Below are 17,658 nucleotides of genomic sequence, written 5' to 3'. Positions count from 1 at the left end.
AACCGCCGCTCGAATTGCATTGTTCCGGATCGGGACGCCTTCCTCCTCCCGACGTCATTCCGGACCGGGCCGCCGCAGGCGGAACGGAGCCGGAACCCACGTCGCGACGGGCGTCGCCTCCCGCAGCGTCACTCCATCGGGTCGAGCGGCCAGACCGGCCGGCGGATCTTCCGGAACGGCCGCGTGCGGACGTCCGGCGAGCACAGCGCCCCGGTGTCGCAGACCAGCACCTCCTCGGCGATCGGCTGGTAGGCGGCGCGGAAGTGCTGCATCGACTTCAGCCCGACGGTCGCCATCGCCGCCGGGTCGATGCCGGCATGCCGGAACTGCTGCACGTCGGTGATCTGCATGCTGTTGGTGACCACCAGGATGCGCACGCCGCCGACCCGCAGCACGCCGCTCGGTCCGAACGACTTGGCGATGCCGCGCCACATCGGCCCGTCGCAGACGAACCGGCCGTCGGTCAGCTTCTCGACCGTCCCGGTCAGGGTCAGCGGTGCGCCGCCGAACCGCGGGTCGACCTTGCCGCCGACCGCCACGGTCACCGCCGCCCCCTCGCCCGCGGCGTGCAGCGCGGCCGCCGCCTCGCCGTCGACCATGGCGCCGAAGCAGGCGTTCCGCAGATCGGCGTCGATCATCGCCCGCAGCAGCTCGGTGGCGTCGCCATAGGCGCCGCCGCCCGGGTTGTCGGCATAGTCGGCGATCACCATCGGCTTTTGCGCCCCCGCCTCGTGCGCCTTGGCGCGGGCCGCCGCCTGATCGGGGGTCAGGTAGGTGTTGCCCTGGTGCGTGCGCGTCTCCCAGCAGAAATCCATCAACGACTCGGCGATCTCGCGCGCCGTCGCCTCGGCCCCGGCGACGCCGGAGTCGTAGGACACCGCCACGCTCGGCCCCATGAACGAGATGTCGGCGCTGGAGAAGCCGGCGCACACCGCGGTGGTGACGATGCCCGGCCGGCCTTCCGCCTCGGCGGCGCGGGCCAGTGCCTCCAGCATCGGCCCGGCATCGGTGCGGCCGTGGTCGAAGCCCTCGGCCTGCGCCCGGCGCGCGACCAGCGTCCGCGGACGGGTCCGGCCGGCCATGGCGTCGCCGATCAGCCTGGCGCAGCGCTCGCCGGCCTCGGCCATGTCGATATGCGGATAGGTGCGGTACGGGCAGATCACGTTCGACAGCGCCGCCATCCGGTCGGAGACGTTGGCGTGCAGGTCGAGGGTGATGCCGACCGGCACGTCCGGTCCGACGGCAGCGCGGACCGCCTCCAGCAGCGCGCCCTCGGCGTCGTCGTCCAGCTCGGTCACCATGGCGCCGTGCAGGGCCAGCAGCACCCCGTCGAACGGCCCCTCCTCGGCCGCCGCGCGGGCGACCGCCAGGCCCAGCCGGTCCCACGCCTCGGCGGTCACCACGCCGGCCGGCGTCGCCATCGCCACCACCGACGGCACCACGGTCCAGCCCTCGGCCTCGGCCACCGTCAGGAATCCGGCGGTCTCGCTGTTGGTGCCGCGCAGCGCCGGCACGACCTCCGGCCCTTCCTTCAGCATCAGCCGGGCGAACGCGTCCGTGCCGGTCTTCTGGACGCTGAAGGTGTTGGTCTCGTGCATGAACTGACCGATCAGGACGCGCGGCGATGCCATTTCGCTCTCTCTGCTTGGGACGGGGCGGTATTCAGTGCGCGGACCCGGCCGGCCGTCAACGCCTGCCGGCGTCCGGTTGCCGCGCCGGTCGCCCGGCGGTAGAACCGGCGCGTCGACCCGCCGGAGCTGTCGCGCATGGCCAGCCACGAGATTCCGAACGTCCTGCGCCGGACCGACCCGGTCGGATCCCCGGCCCCGCTGGTGCTCGACAGCCCGCATACCGGCCTGCTGTTCCCGCCGGACTTCCGGCCGTCGATCCCGATGGCACAGTGCGAGCGGGTGGCCGACTGGTACGTCGAGGAGCTGTTCGGCGCCGGTCCCGAGCACGGCGCGATCCTTATCGAGGCGCTGTTCCGTCGGGCCTACATTGACCCCAACCGCAGCGAGCGCGACCTCGACCTGTCGATGGTCGAGAGCGGCTGGCCGGACCCGGTCGATACCACCGAGAAGACCGCCCGCGGCGCCTCGCTGGTCTGGAAGGTGATCGACGGCGAGACCGCGATCTACGACCGGCCGCTGACGATCGACGAGGTCCGGCACCGCATCGCGACCTACTGGCGGCCGTACCACGAGGCCCTGAAGGCGGCGCTCGACGAGACCTTCGAGCGGTTCGGCACGGTGTTCCACATCGACTGCCACTCGATGCCGGAGTTCGGCGACGCGCGCTGGGGCGACGGCGGCGAGCGGCGCGCCGACTTCATCGTCGGAACCCGCGACGGCACCACCGCTTCACCGGCCTTCACGGAGCTGGTGGTCGAGAGCCTGCGCGCCTCCGGCTACTCGGTGGCGGTCAACGAGAAGTTCAAGGGCGTCGAGCTGATCCGCCGCTACTCGAACCCGTCCGCCGGCCGCGAGTCCCTGCAGATCGAGGTCAACCGCGGGATCTACATGGACGAGGCCGCGATCCGGCGGTCCGAGCGGTTCGGCGCCACCAAGGCCGCGATCACCCGCATGATCGCGGCGGTCGCGGCCCACGCTCGGTCCATCGCCGGCTGACGGATTTGGCCCTACGCCGCCGCCGGCGCGCGTGGTCGGAGTTCGCGACAACCGCCGGACAACGCGAGAGGATTCCATGCAGCCCCGCCTGAACCCGCTGAAGACCTGCCCCGAGGCCTACGAGGCCGTCCGTGCCCTGAACGCCTACGTCCAGAGCTGCGGCCTCGAGCATTCGCTGCTGGAGCTGGTGAAGATCCGCGCCTCGCAGATCAACGCCTGCGCCTTCTGCATCGACCTGCACGTGAAGGTCGCCCGCAAGGCCGGCGAGTCCGAGCAGCGGCTGCACCTGCTGAGCGCCTGGCGCGACTCGTCGCTGTACAGCGAGCGCGAGCGTGCCGCCCTGGCCTGGACCGAGGCGCTGACCCGGATCGCCGACAGCCACGCGTCGGATTCCGACTACGCGGCGCTGAAAGCGCAGTTCACCGACGAGGAGACGGTCAAGCTGAGCGTCGCGATCGGCCTGATCAACCTCTGGAACCGCCTGATGGCCGGCTTCGAGGTCGCCCACGCGGTCGACTGAGGCGCTGGTCGGGAAACGCCCGTCGCGCCGTGGGTCCCGGATGCGGTCCGCCTGCGGCGGCCCACTCCGGGATGACGACAATTGGGGGAGTGCGACGGCCCTACACCCCCGACGTCATCCCGGCCGGAGCGGCTTGCCGCGGAGAGCCGGGACCCACCCGCCGCCGCGGCGCCTGACACTACCCGACCGTCAGTAGCGGTCGATCCGGTACGGCGTCAGGTCGATGCCCGGGTCGCGGCCGGCGATCAGGTCGGTGAGCAGTTCTCCGGTCCGGGCCGCCAGGGTCAGGCCGATATGGCCGTGCCCGAACCCGAAATAGACGTTGGCGTGGTCCGGCGAGCGGCCGATCACCGGCACGCTGTCCGGGGTCGAGGGCCGGAAACCGAGCCACTCGCGCGTCACCTCGGCCTTCAGCCCCGGCAGCGCCTCGTGCGCCAGTTCCAGCATGCGGTAGATCCGCCGGAAATCCGGCGGCGCGTCGACGCCGGCGAACTCGGCCCCGGTGGTCAGCCGCAGCCCATCCTGCATCGGCGCCAGCACGAAGCCGTAGTCGCCGATCACCGTGGCGCGCCGCAGCTCCGGTCCCTCCTGGACGTTCAGGTTCAGGTGGTAGCCGCGCTCGGTGTCGAGCGGGAACCGGCGGCCGAGCATGGCGACGATCTCGTGGCTGCGCGCACCGGCACAGATCACCACCGCATCGCAGGGGTACATTGCGAGGTCGGTCACCACCTTCTCGACGCCGTTCGGGCCCATGGCGAAGCGCCTGACCTTCTCCGGCACCCACTTGCCGCCGAGCTCCTGGAACTTGGCGAAGTACGCCTCGGTCAGCTTGACCGGCTCGCTGACGAAGCCGTTCTCCGGCTGGTGATAGCCGTGGGTGAACTTCGGCGACAGGCCGGGCTCGAGCTGGCGGATCTCGTCGGCCGTCAGCACGTCGAACTTCACGCCGCGCCGGGTCATCACCTCACGCTCGTGCCTGGTGCGATCCAGGCTCTGCTGGCTGGAGTAGACTTTCAGCCAGCCCACCGGCTTGACGATGTCGTACGCCTTCGACAATTCGATCAGCTTGCGGTGCGAGACCATGGCATCCTTGGAGAGCGCCCAGAGATAATGGGAGATCTCCTCGACCCGGCTCTCGCGGCTGGCCTCCAGGAAGTGCCAGAACCAGGGTGCCGCCTTCAGCACGTAGGACCATTTGATGCGCAGCGGCGACATCGGGTCCGTCAGCATCTTCGGGACCTGCTTCCAGTTCCCCGGCGAGCCGGTCGGGTAGACGCTGCCGATGGCGATCGACCCGGCATTGCCGAACGAGGTGCCGCGGCCCGGCGGGGTCGGGTCGACGAGGGTCACCGAGTGCCCCTCGCGCTGCAGGTGCAGGCCGGTGGCGACGCCGACGATGCCGGCGCCGACCACGACGATGCGCTTCGGCTGGACCGCTGCACTCATCGCTCGCCCTCCGTCTCCTTGAGCATCCTCAGCAGCAACACCAGCCTCGTGTCGCGCTCGTTCTCGAGGTCCTCGATGGTGCGGTCGCCCATCTCGGCCTCGATGCCGGCGATCAGCCTGGACTTCAGCTCGTCGTCGAAGGCCGGCGTGCGCTGCATGGTCTCCCACCACGACGCCATCGGCGGGCCGAACTGCTCCAGCGCCGCCCGGATGCCACCCTTCCCGCCGGTCAGGTTGAAGATCATGTGCGGGCCCATCAGCGCGTAGCGCAGCCCCGGCCCCTGGGCAATGGCGGCGTTGATGTCCTCGACGCTGGCGAGGTCGTCGACCACGGCGTTGAACGCCTCGCGCCACAGCGCCGCCTGCAGCCGGTTGGCCAGGTGGCCCTTGACCTCCTTCTTCACCACGATCGGGTGCTTGCCGACGTGGGCGTAGAACCCGTAGGCCCACTCAGCCGCCGCCGCGTCGGTGACCTTGCTCGACACCACCTCGACCAGCGGGATCAGGTGCGGCGGGTTGAACGGGTGGCCGACCACGAAGCGCGGCGCCGAGGCGATGCCCTCGACCAGCTCCGACAGGATCAGCCCAGAGGTCGAGGTCGCCAGGATCGCGTCCGGCGCCAGGGCCGCGTCGATTCGCCTGTAGAGTTCGATTTTGATTGGCGCCCGCTCGGTGGCGTTCTCCTGCACGAAATCGGCCCCGGTCACCGCCGCTTCCGGCGTATCGAGCATCTCCAGGCGCCCCGGCGCGCCGGTCGCCGTCCCGACCGCCTGCAGCTGCGGCATGGCGTTGTCGACGAAGGCCTGCAGGCGCTGCTTCCACCCCTCGGCCGGGTCCCAGGCCGCCACGTCGTAGCCGCGTGCCAGGAAATACGCCGCCCAGCTCGCCCCGATGGTACCGCAGCCGAGCACCGCGATGCGCCGAACCGCGTCGTAGGCCTTGTAGGCCGTCATGCCGCACTCCCTTCGCCGATCTGTTCGCCGCCGCATATCAGCACGCGCCGGCGGTCGATGGGAATGCCACGCGGGATCCGGCATGGCTGCGTTCGGCGCAAGTCAAAAGCGCACCCCGTGCGTCATCCACCCTTGAGAGGCGCACAATGTGCGCCTATGTTCCCGCCATCAGGAGGAGATATCCATGGACATCCCCGCAAAGCGGCCGGCCAGGCCGGTCCTGCGTCTGGTCGTCGACAACGCGAGCCGGCGCATCGGCCTCATGCCGATCCTCGACGTCGAACGCCGCCTGGCGGTGATCGGGCGGGAGCTGCGACGGCCGGGCCTGACGGCGGAACGGCGCGGAAACCTTCAGGAAATGCAGGCGCTGCTGCGCCGCGAACTGGAAGCCCGTCCGTTCGACCCGGCCCTGGCGCGGCGCTGCGAACATCGCGTGCGCTGGATCGAGCGCAGCCAGTTCGCGACCGAATCGGCACGACCTGTGACACTGCAGGGGCGCGCCCGCGCGGTTTTGAGTGCTATCCTGCCCGGGCTTGTGGCCAGCGCTTGAGTTCGGATGCATCCCTATAGCCTCGAGATGCGGCAAATCGCAGCCGCGGCGGAGGAGCGCGACCGTCCGGCGGTCGTCACGCCGCTCGCGGCGATCGCCGACGCCGTTCGGGGGTCGCTGCGGGCCGACCCGGAGGAGGCGTCGGCCCGGCGGTTGCGCCTGCTCGACACCGTCGACTGCCGCCTGACGCGGCTCGGCTGGCGGCTCGAGGCCGAACCCGGCGACGACGGCACGGAGCGCTGGCGGCTGGTCTCGGGGTCCGGCCGCGTGCGGGCCGCCGCCGACCTGCCGTCGCCGGCGCCCAAGCTGGTCGACGACCTGCCGGATGGGCCTCTCTACCGGTCCCTGGTCCCGGTCGTCGGCATCCGCGCCCTGACCCCGGGCCCCTGGATCACCCTCGCCGAGCACCGGGCGACCCTGCGCGATGCCGAGGGAAAGGTCCGCTGCCGCCTGCTGGCCCAGACCGCCGTCGTGGACGGCGGCGGCGACCGGTGCAGCGCGGTACGGGTCGGGCGACTGAAGGGTTACAGGGCCGACGCCGAGCGGGTCTCGGAACGCATCTCGCGACACTACGGCTGGTCGCCGGCGTCCCCGGACCCGCTGACCACCCTCGCCGAGAACCTGCACCCGGGCCCCGAGGGAGCCGCCTACCCGTCGGTGACCGACCCGTCCGAGCCTGCCGGTCCGGCCCTGCGGCCGGTGCTGCAGGCCCTGCTCGACACCGTCGAGCACCGCGCCGAAGGCGTGATCGCCGACATCGACTGCGAGGAACTGCACGACCTCCGGGTCGCGGTGCGGCGCAGCCGGTCGATCCTGACCCTGCTGCGGGCCGACCCGCCCGATCCCGCGCTGGAGCGCGCCGGCGCCTTCTTCGCCTGGCTGGGCCAGGTGACCGGGCCGGCCCGCGACCTCGACGTGCACATCCTGGACTGGCGGGCCCACCGGCGGCGGGTTCCCGAGCACGCCGCCGATCTCGAACCGCTCGGCCGCTACATGAAGGCGGAACGCGACAAGGCCTATGTCCGGCTCGTCAGGATCCTGCAGTCGAAGCGGTTCCGGGACGGCGTGAAGCGCTGGCGCGCCACCCTCGACGCCACGAACGCGCCGTGGGCCGCCAGCGAGCGGGCGCTCCAGCCGATAGGCAAGCTGGCCGGCCGCCGGATCCGGAAACTGTACCGGCGGGCGGTGGAGGAGGGTTCGTCAATCACCGATGCCTCGCCCGACGAGGCCCTGCACGCGCTGCGCAAGACCATGAAGAAGCTGCGCTACGTCTTCGAGATCGTGCGCGACGCCTATCCTCGCAAGCCTGTGCGCGCGATCCTCAAGAGGCTCAAGGAACTGCAGCAGGACCTGGGCGACGTCCAGGACACCGCCGTGCAGGCCGACGCCCTGCGCCGGTTCGGCGAGGCCATGGCCCGCGACGGCACCGCCGGCCCGGCCACGCTGATGGCGGTCGGCGCGCTGGCGGAGGATCTCGAGCTTCGCCGGGCCGACGCCAGGACACGGTTCGCAACGGTGTTCGCACCGGTGGCCAAACCGCGTTTCGCCGACCGGCTGCGGCGGCTCACCCGATCCAGGACAGGGGGCGGCTGATGAAGGTGGTGGCCTGCTACAACATCAAGGGCGGCGTGGGGAAGACCGCGACCGCAGTCAACCTCGCCTTCCTCGCCGCCCGCGACGGCGCCCGGGTGCTGGTGGTCGACCTCGACCCGCAGGGTGCCGCGACCTTCTATTTCCGGGTCAAGCCGAAGGTGAAGGGCGGCGGCAAGGGGCTGGTCAAGGGCAAGCGCGACCTCGACGACCTGATCAAGGCGACCGACCACGACCGGCTGGACCTGATCCCCGCGGACTTCTCGTTCCGCAACCTGGACCTCATGCTCGACGCCGAGAAGAAGTCCAAGAAGCGGCTCGCCAAGCTGCTCAAGCCGCTCGCCGGCGACTACGACTTCGTGTTCCTGGACTGCCCGCCGAGCGTTTCGCTGGTCTCGGAAGCGGTGTTCCACGCCGCCGACGCCCTGGTCGTCCCGCTGATCCCGACCACCCTGTCGCTCCGCACCTATGCGCAGCTCGGCGCGTTCCGGGACGAGGAGAAGCTGGCCGACCTGCAGCTGGTACCGTTCTTCTCGATGGTCGACCGCCGCAAGTCCCTGCACCGCCAGGTGGTCGACCGGTTTCCCGACGACCATGCCGAGGCTGCGACCGTCAGCATCCCCTACTCGAGCGTGGTCGAGCGCATGGGCACCGAGCGCGCGCCGATCGGTGCCTTTGCGCCGAAGTCGCCGCCCGCCGCCGCCTACGAGTCGCTGTGGGCCGAGATCGCCCGCCGTCTGCGCTAGAGCCTGATCCGATCGCATCGAATCGATGCGATCGGCGAATCAGCCTCTAAAGCATTGAAGATAGAGCAGATTCACGCGACCGGATGGTTCCATCCGGTCGCGATCTGCGCTAGCGACGCCGGAACACGCCATACTGGAAGTCCTGGGTCGCGCCGGCCGGCGTGACATGGGCTTCTTCCGCCTGCGCGACGAGCTCGAAGTCGGCACCCAGGCGGGCCGCCAGGGCCGACGCGTCGTAGCGTTGCACGGGCAGCCCGCTGCAGCGCTCCGGGCCGGTCGGCGCGAATGTCGCGATCACCACCGCCGAGCCGGCCCGGGTCGCCTGCATCAGGGCGGCGATGTAGGCCTCCTGCGCCGGCCGCTCGGTCAGGAAATGGAAGACGGCGCGGTCGTGCCAGACGTCCCAGATCCTTGACGGCCGCCATCGCGCGATATCCGCGGCGATCCAGTTCACCGTCTCGGCGCGAGGCCCGAGGCGGGCCTTGGCCCGGTCGAGCGCGACCGTCGAAATGTCCAGCACGGTGAGATCGCCGTAGCCCTCGGCCAACAGCCCGTCGATCAGCCGGGACGCCCCGCCGCCGATGTCGATGATCCCGGCGGACCGCGACGGCGCCACCGACCCGATCAGCGCAAGGGAGCGTTCCGGGCTCGGCTGGTACCAGCTGACCAGCGTTTCCGCTTTCGTCCGGTACGTTTCGTCCCAGTGGTCGCGGGATGAAGCCATGATCGAGTCTTCCGTTGCTTCGGCGGTCGGGGAGACCTGCCCCGCCGCCGCCCCCGTAACAGACGGTTGCACAGGGCCTCGCGGTCCTTACGGGAATCTACGGATATCCCGCCAATTTACTCAAATGCTACGGTTTCTCATCGGTTCTGCTTCGCGCAAGCGGGCAGCACCGCTCTGAATTGAGGTCGGCGATCCCATCCGACCTGGTTCCTCCGACAATCCATCACACGCTTCGGGGCAGTCGATGAGCAACACGGTAGTTCCCTTTCCTCGCGCCAACCTCCGGGCTCTGTCGGCCGCCGCCTCTGCCTCCTCGGCGCTTGTCGCCAACATCACCTCCGAGCTCAATGCGCTCGAACAGTTCATGGCGTCCACCAGTCGTGCGCTGGACGATCTCCGGACCACTGAGACCCTGATCAACGAGGCCTCGGAGGCCATCGAGTCCGGCGAGGTCGACGACATGGTCGCGATCCGCGACGTCCTGGCCGCACGGATCGCGAAGCGGCAGGCCGACTACAAGCGCCGTACCGCCCGGGCGCGGCACGCGACCCGCTGACCCTGCCGCGTCCGGGGTCACCCGATCGGTTCGACCCGGTCATGCTCCCGGAGCATGGCCTGGCTGGCCGCGTCGACCTCCTCCAGCGCCACCGGGTATCCCCACAGATTGGCCGCGTGCTGCAGCACGGCGGCGGCATCGTCCCGGTCGAGCAGACGCCCCCCGATCGCCTCGTGTCGAAGCACCAGCGTCCGGTCGCCGTCGAGATTGGCCTCGACGACCTGGATGTTGGGGTCGGTCAGGGCGACGTCGTAGCGGCGCGCCAGCGACTTGCGGATCTTGTGGTAGCCGCGCTCGTTGTGAATCGCCTCGACCACGTAGTCCGAGTCGTCCTCGCCGGCGCTCAACCGGAACATCTTGAAGCGCCGCATGACCGTGGGGCTCAGGAACTGCAGCACGAAGCTCTCGTCGCGGTAGTTCGCCCACGCGTCCTTGAGGGTGCCCATGGCATCGCCGTTGCCGGCGATTGCCGGGAACCACTGCCGGTCCTCGTCGGTCGGCCGCTCGCAGATGCGCTCGATGTCGGTCATCATCTCGAAACCGAGGGCGTAGGGATTGATCCCTGAGTAGCGCTTGTCGTCGAAGTCGGGCTGGAAGATCACCGACGAGTGCGAGTGCAGGAACTCCAGCATGCCGCCGTCCGACAGCAGCCCCTTCTCGTGCAGCCGGTTCATGATCCGGTAGTGAACGTAGGTGGCGCAGCCCTCGTTCATGACCTTGGTCTGCTTCTGGGGATAGAAGTACTGCGCGACCTGCCGGACGATGCGCAGGACCTCGCGCTTCCAGGGCGCCAGCTTCGGGGCCATCTTCTCCAGGAAATACAGGAGGTTCTCCTCCGGCAGCGGCACCGGCTGCATGCCGCGCAGGTCCTCCTCGCGCCAGCCGGCGTCCGGCTCGCGCGGGGTATCGAGCGGGTTGGTGCGCTGCCAGAGGTCGTCGTAGCTCTGCTCGGCGTAGCGCAACCGGTCGCGCGCCCGCTGCTCGGTGGATTTCGGGCTGACCCGGCGCTTGCGCTGGTAGCGGTTCACGCCGTGATCCATCAGGGCGTGGGCGGCGTCCAGCACCCGCTCGACCTCGCGGGCGCCGTAGCGCTCCTCGCAGCGGGCGATGTAGGCCTTGGCGAACTGCATGTAGTCGAGGATCGCCTCGGCGTCGGTCCACTGCCGGAACAGGTTGTTGTTCTTGAAGAAGTGGTTGTGGCCGAAGGCGGCGTGCGCCATCACCAGCGCCTGCATCGCCATGGAGTTGTCCTCCATGATGTAGCTGATGCAGGGGCTCGAGTTGATGACGATCTCGTAGGCCAGCCCGCGGGCGCCCTTGCGGTACAGCATCTCGTTGTAGGCGAAGTGCTTCCCGAAGGACCAGTGCTGGTACATCAGCGGCATGCCGATCGAGGCGTAGGCGTCGAGCATCTGCTCGGCGGTGATGACCTCGATCTGGTTCGGGTACACGTCCAGGCCGAGCTCGCCGATCGCGATCTCCTGGATCGCGTCATAGGCCCGCTGCAGCGCGTCGTAGGACCAGTCGGCCTCGGCGAACAGCAGCGGCGTGTCCGGCAACGGTGTCGCGGCGCTACACACTCTGGCTCTCCGGGGTGAACAGGTCGCGGAACACCGGGTAGATGTCGCCCCGGTCGGCCACCCGGCGGGCGGCGAAATTGGCGTGGGTGGTGGCGAACGGCGCGTAGGACCGCCACAGGTTGGAATCGGTCTTCAGCAGTTCGCCGACCCCGCCGGACACCTCGACATAGGCGAAGTACTGGGTGATCGGCAGGATGTCGCGGTCCAGGATCGCCGCCACCTCCGGGCCGTCGGCGGTCAGGTTGTCGCCGTCCGAGGCCTGGGCCGCATAGATGTTCCAGTCGGACACCGGGAACCGCTCGGCGATCACCCGGCGCATCTCGACCAGGGCGGTCGAGACCACCGTGCCGCCGGTCTCGCGGCTGTAGAAGAAGGTGTCCTCGTCGACCTCCTCCGCCTTGTGGGTGTGGCGGATGAAGACGATCTCGACGTGGCGATAGCGGCGCTGGATGAACAGGTAGAGCAGCATGAAGAACCGCTTGGCGAGGTCCTTCATCGCTTCCGACATCGATCCCGACACGTCCATCAGGCAGAACATGACCGCCCGGGTGATCGGCTTGGGCACCGCCTCGAACCGGTTGAAGCGGATGTCCATCGGGTCGAGGTAGGGGATCTCGCGGGTCCTGCGCTCCAGGAAGGCCAGCCGGATCCGCGCCTCCTCGAGCCGGCGGCTCCCGGGCTCCGAGCGTTCCAGCTCGGCGATCTCGGCCCGCAGGGCGTCCAGTTCCTCGTTGCTCGGCCGGCGCAGGGCGATCCGGCGCGACAGGCTGTTGCGCATGGTGCGCAGCAGATTGATGTTGGCGGGCGCGCCCGAGGTCGCGAAGCCTGCGCGCTCCGGCGTCGTGCTCTCGGTCCGGCTGACTGTCTTCTTCATCAGGTCGGGCAGCTCGAGGTCCTCGAGGAAGATGTCGAGGAACTCGTCGCGCGACAGCACGAAGCCGAACGCGTCGGCCCCGTCGCCGTCCGGGCTGCCTTCGCGCCCGGCCTCGCCGCCGCCGCCGCCCGGACGCGGGATCCGGTCGCCCTCGTGGAACTTCTTGTTGCCGGGCATCACCCCTTCCTGGTGCCCGGTCGCGGGGTCGTGATGGAACCGCGGCTCTGCCAGGCCGTCGGTCGGGATCACGATCCGCTCGCCGTCGGCGACGTCGCGGATACGACGCTGCGCCGACGCCTCGCGGACCGCCTCGGTGATCTGCCGCTTGGCCCGTCTCAGAAAGCGCTGCCGGTTCGACAGGCTCTTGCCCTGGGGATTGCGACGCCGGTCGATGATCTGCATCGTTCGGACCGCCTCCTCCGGCTCAGCCGGCCTGCTTGACGCGCATGTACCATTCGACGAGCCGGCGGACCTGGCGCTCGGTATAGCCGCGGGCCACCATGCGCTCGACAAACTCGGCGTGCTTACGCTCGGTCTCCGACTCCTTCTTGGTCCCAAAGCTGATCACCGGCAGCAGGTCCTCGACCTGGCTGAACATCCGGCGCTCGATGACGTCGCGGATCTTCTCGTAGGAGGTCCAGGACGGGTTCTTGCCGGCGTTCTGCGCCCGCGCCCGCAGCGCGAACTTCACCACCTCGTTGCGGAAGTCCTTCGGGTTGGCGATGCCGGCCGGCTTCTCGATCTTGCTGAGCTCCTGGTTCAGCAGCTCGCGGTCCATCATCTGGCCGGTGTCCGGGTCCTTGAAGTCGTGGTCCTCGACCCAGGCGTCGGCATAGTCGAGATAGCGGTCGAACAGGTTCTGGCCGTAATCGTTGTAGGATTCCAGATAGGCCTTCTGGATCTCGTTGCCGATGTACTCGGCATAGCGCGCGCCGAGCTCGCTCTTGATCATCTCAAGGTAGCGGCGCTCGGCATCCTCCGGGAACTGCTCGTGCCGGACCGCCTGCTCCAGCATATACATCAGGTGGACCGGATCGGCCGCCACCTCCTTGGCGTCGTAGTTGAAGGTCTTGGACAGCACCTTGAAGGCGAACCGGGTCGACAGCCCCTCCATGCCCTCGTCGACCCCGGCGGCGTCGCGGTACTCCAGGATCGACTTCGCCTTCGGCTCGGTGTCCTTCAGGCTCTCGCCGTCATAGACCCGCATCTTGGAGTACAGGTCGGAGTTCTCGTGCTCGCGCAGCCGGGTCATCACGCTGAAGCGGGCCAGCATCTCCAGGGTGCCGGGCGCGCAGGCGGCGTCCGCCAGCTCGCTGTTGGCGATCAGCTTCTCGTAGATCTTCTGCTCTTCCTGGACCCGCAGGCAGTACGGCACCTTGATGACCGACACCCGGTCCAGGAACGCCTCGTTGTTGCGGTTGTTGCGGAAGCTCTGCCACTCGGACTCGTTGGAGTGCGCCAGGATGATGCCCTGGAACGGCATGGCGCCGATGTTCTCGGTGCCGACGTAGTTGCCCTCCTGGGTGGCGGTCAGCAGCGGGTGCAGCACCTTGATCGGGGCCTTGAACATCTCGACGAACTCGAGCAGGCCCTGGGTCGTGCGGTTCAGCCCGCCGGAGTAGCTGTAGGCGTCCGGGTCGTTCTGGCTGAAGTACTCCAGCTTGCGGATGTCGACCTTGCCGACCAGGGTCGAGACGTCCTGGTTGTTCTCGTCGCCGGGCTCGGTCTTGGCGACGCCGATCTGCCGCAGCTTGGAGGGATAGACCTTGGCGACCTTGAACTTCGTCAGATCGCCGTCGAACTCGTCGAGCCGCTTGACCGCCCAGGGCGAGATCAGGCCTGTCAGCTTGCGCCGCGGGATGCCGAAACGGTCCTCGAACTTGGCGCCCATGCGCTCCGGGTCGAACAGCCCGAGCGGGCTCTCGAACACCGGGCTGAGGTCGTCGCCGGCCTTCAGAACATAGATCGGGTGGGTCTCCATCAGGGTCTTGAGACGCTCGGCGAGCGACGACTTGCCGCCGCCGACCGGGCCGAGCAGGTAGAGGATCTGCTTGCGCTCCTCCAGCCCCTGGGCGGCGTAGCGGAAATAGCCGACCAGCCGTTCGACGGTGTCCTCCATGCCGTAGAAGTCGTGGAACGCCGGGTAGACCTTGATGGTGCGGTTCATGAAGATGCGGCCGAGCCGGGCGTCCCTGGAGGTGTCGACGACCTCGGGCTCGCCGATCGCCGCGACCATCCGCTCGGCTGCGGACGCGCACGCCATCGGGTCGGTGCCGCAGAGCTCCAGGTACTCCATCAGACTCAGCTCCGACTCCTTGCGGGTCTGATAGGTCTCGGCGTACTCGGAAAAAACGTCGTTCATGACGCTCATGCCTCACTCCATGGTGGCCACCACGCGACCGCGCTCCGCGGCCTCGTCAGATCGAGCCTGAACCGCCGCGGCGTCGGCGGCAGGGCCGAGACCCCACCGGGTCCGCACCATCGAGTCTTTTGAAGTCTTCTTTGTGGCTCGGTCCGGCGCTCGGCCGCGGTCGCTCACGAAAATCCGGTCAGTCTCTGGTCCAGGCATTCGGAACCCGCCTCTTCAGTCGGCTTCCCCCTCCGCGTGCGAAACAGTCATCGCCATTCCGCGACCAGGACACTTGATGTGTCTTTTGTCTTTATTTCGACAAACGCTAACCCCGTCCTATCGACTCTATCGTCCTCTGACGCCCCTTAAGAAACACTTAATCACTGATACGTCGACAACAAGGGCATCTCATGGCGTCAGTATGGCACAGTATGACACCCGGCTGCGACCCCACCTTGCCGACCGGGCCCCGGCCCGGCCCTTTCTCACGTAGTGCGGATGACGGTGCCCGCCACCGCCCTCACGCGCTTGTTTGCCGTGATCGGTCCCGGAATCCAGACACTTGCCGGCGCGGTACCGGCGATGCCGAAGGAGCCCCGGAGCGACGGTGCGTCACCGCGCCCCACCCTTCGTCCAGGGCGCCGCACCGGTTCCGCCACCCCGGTTCGCCGTAGCCGCCACTGCGTCGACTCGGGCGTTCCGCGGCGTTGTATGCTGCGGTCCGACCGCACACCGCCGCAGACGCAGAGGAGAACCGCATGGCCATCGACCTGTTCCGGCACCCGCGAACCGGCCTCTCCCTGTCGCGCCTCGGTTTCGGCGGCGCCCCCCTGGGCAACCTCAACCGGCGGCTGGACGATGCCGAGGCGGTCGCGGCGGTGACCGCGGCGATCGACGCCGGCGCCAGCCTGCTCGACACCTCGCCGCTGTATGGCCAGGGGCTGTCGGCGGCGCGCATCGGCACCGCGCTGCGGCGCACCGGCCGCGACCGGGTCGTGCTGTCGACCAAGGTCGGCCGCATCCTGGAGCCGGCGCGCGGCGATGCCGGCCTCGGCGGCAGCGGCCGGGCCCGCTACGTCGACGCCCTGCCCTTCGTCCCGCGCTTCGACTACTCCTACGACGGCGCCATGCGGTCGCTCGAGCAGTCGCTGCTGCTGCTCGGCACCGACCGCGTCGACATCGTGCTGATCCACGACGTCGACGGCTGGACGCACGGGGCGGAGGCGGTCGACGCCCGCTTCGCCGAGGCCATGGACGGCGCCTATCCTGCCCTCGAGCGGCTGCGTTCCGAGGGCGTGATCCGGGCCATCGGCGTCGGCCTCAACGAAGCCGCGATGGCCGCCCGCTTCGCCCGTGCCGGCGACATCGACGCGGTGCTGCTGGCCGGCCGCTATTCGCTGCTGGAGCAGGGCGCGCTCGACGACTTCCTGCCGCTGGCCGACGACAAGGGCATCGCCGTGCTGATGGGCGGGGTGTTCAACTCGGGCGTCCTGGCCACCGGGCCGGTCGAGGGGGCGCTGTACAACTACCGCCCGGCGCCGCCGGACATCCTGGAGCGGGTCGGCCGGATCGAGGCGGTATGCCGCCGCCACGGCACCCCCCTGGCGGTCGCCGCCGCCCGGTTCCCGCTCGGGCACCCGGCGGTCGCCTCGGTCGTCCTGGGCATGGTCACGCCGGCGGAGGTCGCCCGCAACGTCGCGGCGTTCGACACCGCGGTCCCGGCGGCGCTGTGGAGCGAGTTGGTGGCCGAGGGGTTGCTGCGGCCCGACGCCCCCATCCCCGGCTGACCGATCCCGGCTGACCGGCCCTAACGGGCGCCGGCGATCTCCGCCAGCATGGCGTCCAGGGAGACGGTCCGACAGTAGCCGCCGAACGCCCGCAGCGCGGCGGCGTGGCGCTCTTCGCCGTAGGTGCTGCAGCAGTCGGCCACGCAGACCGTGTAGTAGCCGCGGTCGGCGGCGTCCCGCACCGCCATGTCGACGCACTGGTCGGTCAGCAGCCCGACCACGATCAGGTGGCGGACACCCAGGTTGCGCAGGACGTAGTCGATGTTGGTCGAGTTGAAGACCCCGGACGAGGTCTTAGGCAGCACGATGTCGTCCGGACCCGGCGCGACCGCGGCGATCACCCCGGCCTCCCACGCACCCTTCGGCACCAGGATCCCCGAGAGCTTGTGGTCGAGGCTGCGGTCGCGGCCGTCGCGGGTCAGGCTCTCGATGACCGTGTAGACCACCTCGATCCCGGCGCCGCGGGCGGCGTCGACCAGCCGGGCGATGTTCGGCACTACCCGGGTTTCGAGATCGGCGACGAAGGCCGGCTGCTCGCGGCGGATCGGATCCGAGATCTCCAGGTTCTGAACGTCGACCAGCAGCAACGCGGTGGCCGCGGGCTCGATCGGCACGTCGCGGCGCAACTGCGTATCGGCGGACTGGCGGGACCCGGGTGACATGGCGAAGCACCGGCGGTTGCGAAGGCCCGACCGGTAGCCGGCCCGGCCGGCCCGCGCAAGAACGAACCGGTCCGCCGCCCGAACCGGCGAGACGGTCGCCCGAGGCCCGCATTTGCGCTAAAATGCATCGAATGCAAACTCGCTCGATGCGCAGGCCTTGAACCGCCCGGAGATCGAAGTGCGTGCACCGAATCTCTGGGTCGACCTGGACCCCGACCTGAAGTGTCAGGACGAGTCGCTGCTGGCGATCCACCGGTACTGGCTGGACAAGCGCGGCGACCGCCTGTTTCCAAGCCGCGAGGACATCGACCCGATCGACCTCGCTCCGCACCTCGGGAATCTCGTCCTGATCGAGGTGACGCACAAGCCGCTGCGCCTGCGCTACCGGCTGATCGGCACCAGGATCACCCAGGTGATGGGACGCGATTCGACCGGCAAGTACTACGACGAGATCTATCCCGAGCGACTGCTGCGGGCGATCTACGTCAGCTTCGAGTGGATGATCGACCATCGCCGGCCGCTGCGGACCCACGGCGAGGCATTCTACCCGGACCGGAACTTCTACCACTACGAAACCCTGAACCTGCCGCTGTCGAGCGACGGCGAGAGCATCGACATGGTGCTCGGCGGGCTGGTCTTCCATCCCGCCGACACCGCTCCGGCTGCCGACGCCCCGGCCGGGGACTGACCGGG

Annotated in this window: 16 protein-coding genes; 8 read left to right on the top strand and 8 right to left on the bottom strand. The window is 69.3% G+C overall.

Annotation, left to right across the window (positions count from 1 at the left end; translation table 11 throughout):
* Positions 1–128 precede the first annotated feature (128 nt).
* Positions 129–1,631 carry a M81 family metallopeptidase gene (locus tag IE246_RS23320; protein ID WP_189994219.1) on the bottom strand — a complete coding sequence of 501 codons (1,503 nt, stop codon included), beginning with the start codon at positions 1,629–1,631 and terminating at the stop codon, positions 129–131.
* 135 nt (positions 1,632–1,766) lie between these two features.
* Between IE246_RS23320 and IE246_RS23315 the strand changes: the two genes are divergently transcribed.
* Complete coding sequence (locus IE246_RS23315) at positions 1,767–2,627, top strand: N-formylglutamate amidohydrolase (protein WP_189994218.1); 861 nt, start codon at positions 1,767–1,769, stop codon at positions 2,625–2,627.
* Between the two features lie 76 nt (positions 2,628–2,703).
* The gene (locus IE246_RS23310; RefSeq protein WP_189994217.1) at positions 2,704–3,147 is read left to right on the top strand and encodes a carboxymuconolactone decarboxylase family protein; all 444 of its coding nucleotides are present in this window, start codon (positions 2,704–2,706) and stop codon (positions 3,145–3,147) included.
* A 189-nt stretch (positions 3,148–3,336) separates the two neighbouring features.
* Here IE246_RS23310 and IE246_RS23305 read toward each other — a convergent pair whose 3' ends face one another.
* Complete coding sequence (locus IE246_RS23305; RefSeq protein WP_189994216.1) at positions 3,337–4,593, bottom strand: NAD(P)/FAD-dependent oxidoreductase; 1,257 nt, start codon at positions 4,591–4,593, stop codon at positions 3,337–3,339.
* Positions 4,590–5,546 carry a 3-hydroxyacyl-CoA dehydrogenase NAD-binding domain-containing protein gene (locus IE246_RS23300; protein ID WP_189994215.1) on the bottom strand — a complete coding sequence of 319 codons (957 nt, stop codon included), beginning with the start codon at positions 5,544–5,546 and terminating at the stop codon, positions 4,590–4,592. The genes IE246_RS23305 and IE246_RS23300 overlap by 4 nt, the downstream gene beginning before the upstream one ends.
* Before the next feature lie 184 nt (positions 5,547–5,730).
* Between IE246_RS23300 and IE246_RS23295 the strand changes: the two genes are divergently transcribed.
* From IE246_RS23295 to IE246_RS23285, 3 genes are read left to right on the top strand one after another with little or no spacing between them, the layout of a single operon-like run.
* A complete protein-coding gene (locus tag IE246_RS23295; protein ID WP_189994214.1) occupies positions 5,731–6,096 on the top strand; it encodes a hypothetical protein in 366 nt (121 codons plus the stop codon).
* A gap of 27 nt (positions 6,097–6,123) precedes the next feature.
* Entirely contained in the window at positions 6,124–7,689 is a 1,566-nt protein-coding gene (locus IE246_RS23290) for a CHAD domain-containing protein (protein WP_189994213.1), read from the top strand.
* Positions 7,689–8,432, top strand: a complete 744-nt coding sequence (locus tag IE246_RS23285) for a ParA family protein (RefSeq protein WP_189994211.1) — start codon at positions 7,689–7,691, stop codon at positions 8,430–8,432. Before IE246_RS23290 ends, IE246_RS23285 begins: the two co-directional genes overlap by 1 nt.
* A gap of 109 nt (positions 8,433–8,541) precedes the next feature.
* Here the strand turns inward: IE246_RS23285 and IE246_RS23280 are convergent, their stop codons facing one another.
* Positions 8,542–9,156, bottom strand: coding sequence for a class I SAM-dependent methyltransferase (locus IE246_RS23280; RefSeq protein WP_189994209.1), 615 nt, complete (start codon positions 9,154–9,156; stop codon positions 8,542–8,544).
* A gap of 364 nt (positions 9,157–9,520) precedes the next feature.
* Between IE246_RS23280 and IE246_RS23275 the strand changes: the two genes are divergently transcribed.
* Positions 9,521–9,712, top strand: a complete 192-nt coding sequence (locus IE246_RS23275; RefSeq protein ID WP_189994206.1) for a hypothetical protein — start codon at positions 9,521–9,523, stop codon at positions 9,710–9,712.
* Between the two features lie 17 nt (positions 9,713–9,729).
* On the opposite strand, the gene IE246_RS23270 is transcribed toward IE246_RS23275, so the two are convergent.
* The 3 genes from IE246_RS23270 to IE246_RS23260 are packed head-to-tail and all read right to left on the bottom strand — an operon-like array spanning position 9,730 to position 14,537.
* Positions 9,730–11,292 (bottom strand): SpoVR family protein, encoded by a 1,563-nt coding sequence (locus IE246_RS23270; protein WP_229837460.1) that lies wholly within the window; start codon positions 11,290–11,292, stop codon positions 9,730–9,732.
* Positions 11,285–12,568 (bottom strand): YeaH/YhbH family protein, encoded by a 1,284-nt coding sequence (locus tag IE246_RS23265; RefSeq protein ID WP_189994204.1) that lies wholly within the window; start codon positions 12,566–12,568, stop codon positions 11,285–11,287. The genes IE246_RS23270 and IE246_RS23265 overlap by 8 nt, the downstream gene beginning before the upstream one ends.
* Positions 12,569–12,590: 22 nt before the next feature.
* Complete coding sequence (locus IE246_RS23260; protein WP_308434500.1) at positions 12,591–14,537, bottom strand: PrkA family serine protein kinase; 1,947 nt, start codon at positions 14,535–14,537, stop codon at positions 12,591–12,593.
* Between the two features lie 737 nt (positions 14,538–15,274).
* Here IE246_RS23260 and IE246_RS23255 point away from each other — a divergent pair.
* On the top strand, positions 15,275–16,303 hold the full coding sequence (locus tag IE246_RS23255; RefSeq protein WP_189994202.1) for an aldo/keto reductase: 1,029 nt from the start codon (positions 15,275–15,277) through the stop codon (positions 16,301–16,303).
* Between the two features lie 20 nt (positions 16,304–16,323).
* On the opposite strand, the gene IE246_RS23250 is transcribed toward IE246_RS23255, so the two are convergent.
* Positions 16,324–16,965 (bottom strand): cysteine hydrolase family protein, encoded by a 642-nt coding sequence (locus tag IE246_RS23250; protein WP_189994199.1) that lies wholly within the window; start codon positions 16,963–16,965, stop codon positions 16,324–16,326.
* 178 nt (positions 16,966–17,143) lie between these two features.
* Here IE246_RS23250 and IE246_RS23245 point away from each other — a divergent pair, with 178 nt between their 5' ends.
* Positions 17,144–17,653, top strand: a complete 510-nt coding sequence (locus IE246_RS23245) for a PAS domain-containing protein (RefSeq protein ID WP_189994197.1) — start codon at positions 17,144–17,146, stop codon at positions 17,651–17,653.
* The last annotated feature ends 5 nt before the right edge of the window (positions 17,654–17,658 follow it).

It is taken from the genome of Thalassobaculum fulvum, from assembly GCF_014652915.1.
In the GTDB taxonomy this organism is placed as follows: Bacteria; Pseudomonadota; Alphaproteobacteria; order Thalassobaculales; family Thalassobaculaceae; genus Thalassobaculum_A; species Thalassobaculum_A fulvum.
The sequence above is the reverse complement of the archived record's forward strand: the minus strand, read 5'-3'. Positions and strand labels throughout refer to the sequence as shown.

Bases quoted from the DNA above. Each gene is read 5' to 3' on its own strand.
- IE246_RS23305 (WP_189994216.1), bottom strand. From the start codon at position 4,593: ATGAGTGCAGCGGTCCAGCCGAAGCGCATCGTCGTGGTCGGCGCCGGC.
- IE246_RS23300 (WP_189994215.1), bottom strand. From the start codon at position 5,546: ATGACGGCCTACAAGGCCTACGACGCGGTTCGGCGCATCGCGGTGCTC.
- IE246_RS23310 (WP_189994217.1), top strand. From the start codon at position 2,704: ATGCAGCCCCGCCTGAACCCGCTGAAGACCTGCCCCGAGGCCTACGAG.
- IE246_RS23260 (WP_308434500.1), bottom strand. From the start codon at position 14,537: ATGAGCGTCATGAACGACGTTTTTTCCGAGTACGCCGAGACCTATCAG.
- IE246_RS23290 (WP_189994213.1), top strand. From the start codon at position 6,124: ATGCGGCAAATCGCAGCCGCGGCGGAGGAGCGCGACCGTCCGGCGGTC.
- IE246_RS23265 (WP_189994204.1), bottom strand. From the start codon at position 12,568: ATGCAGATCATCGACCGGCGTCGCAATCCCCAGGGCAAGAGCCTGTCG.
- IE246_RS23255 (WP_189994202.1), top strand. From the start codon at position 15,275: ATGGCCATCGACCTGTTCCGGCACCCGCGAACCGGCCTCTCCCTGTCG.
- IE246_RS23295 (WP_189994214.1), top strand. From the start codon at position 5,731: ATGGACATCCCCGCAAAGCGGCCGGCCAGGCCGGTCCTGCGTCTGGTC.
- IE246_RS23280 (WP_189994209.1), bottom strand. From the start codon at position 9,156: ATGGCTTCATCCCGCGACCACTGGGACGAAACGTACCGGACGAAAGCG.
- IE246_RS23250 (WP_189994199.1), bottom strand. From the start codon at position 16,965: ATGTCACCCGGGTCCCGCCAGTCCGCCGATACGCAGTTGCGCCGCGAC.
- IE246_RS23285 (WP_189994211.1), top strand. From the start codon at position 7,689: ATGAAGGTGGTGGCCTGCTACAACATCAAGGGCGGCGTGGGGAAGACC.
- IE246_RS23315 (WP_189994218.1), top strand. From the start codon at position 1,767: ATGGCCAGCCACGAGATTCCGAACGTCCTGCGCCGGACCGACCCGGTC.
- IE246_RS23320 (WP_189994219.1), bottom strand. From the start codon at position 1,631: ATGGCATCGCCGCGCGTCCTGATCGGTCAGTTCATGCACGAGACCAAC.
- IE246_RS23275 (WP_189994206.1), top strand. From the start codon at position 9,521: ATGGCGTCCACCAGTCGTGCGCTGGACGATCTCCGGACCACTGAGACC.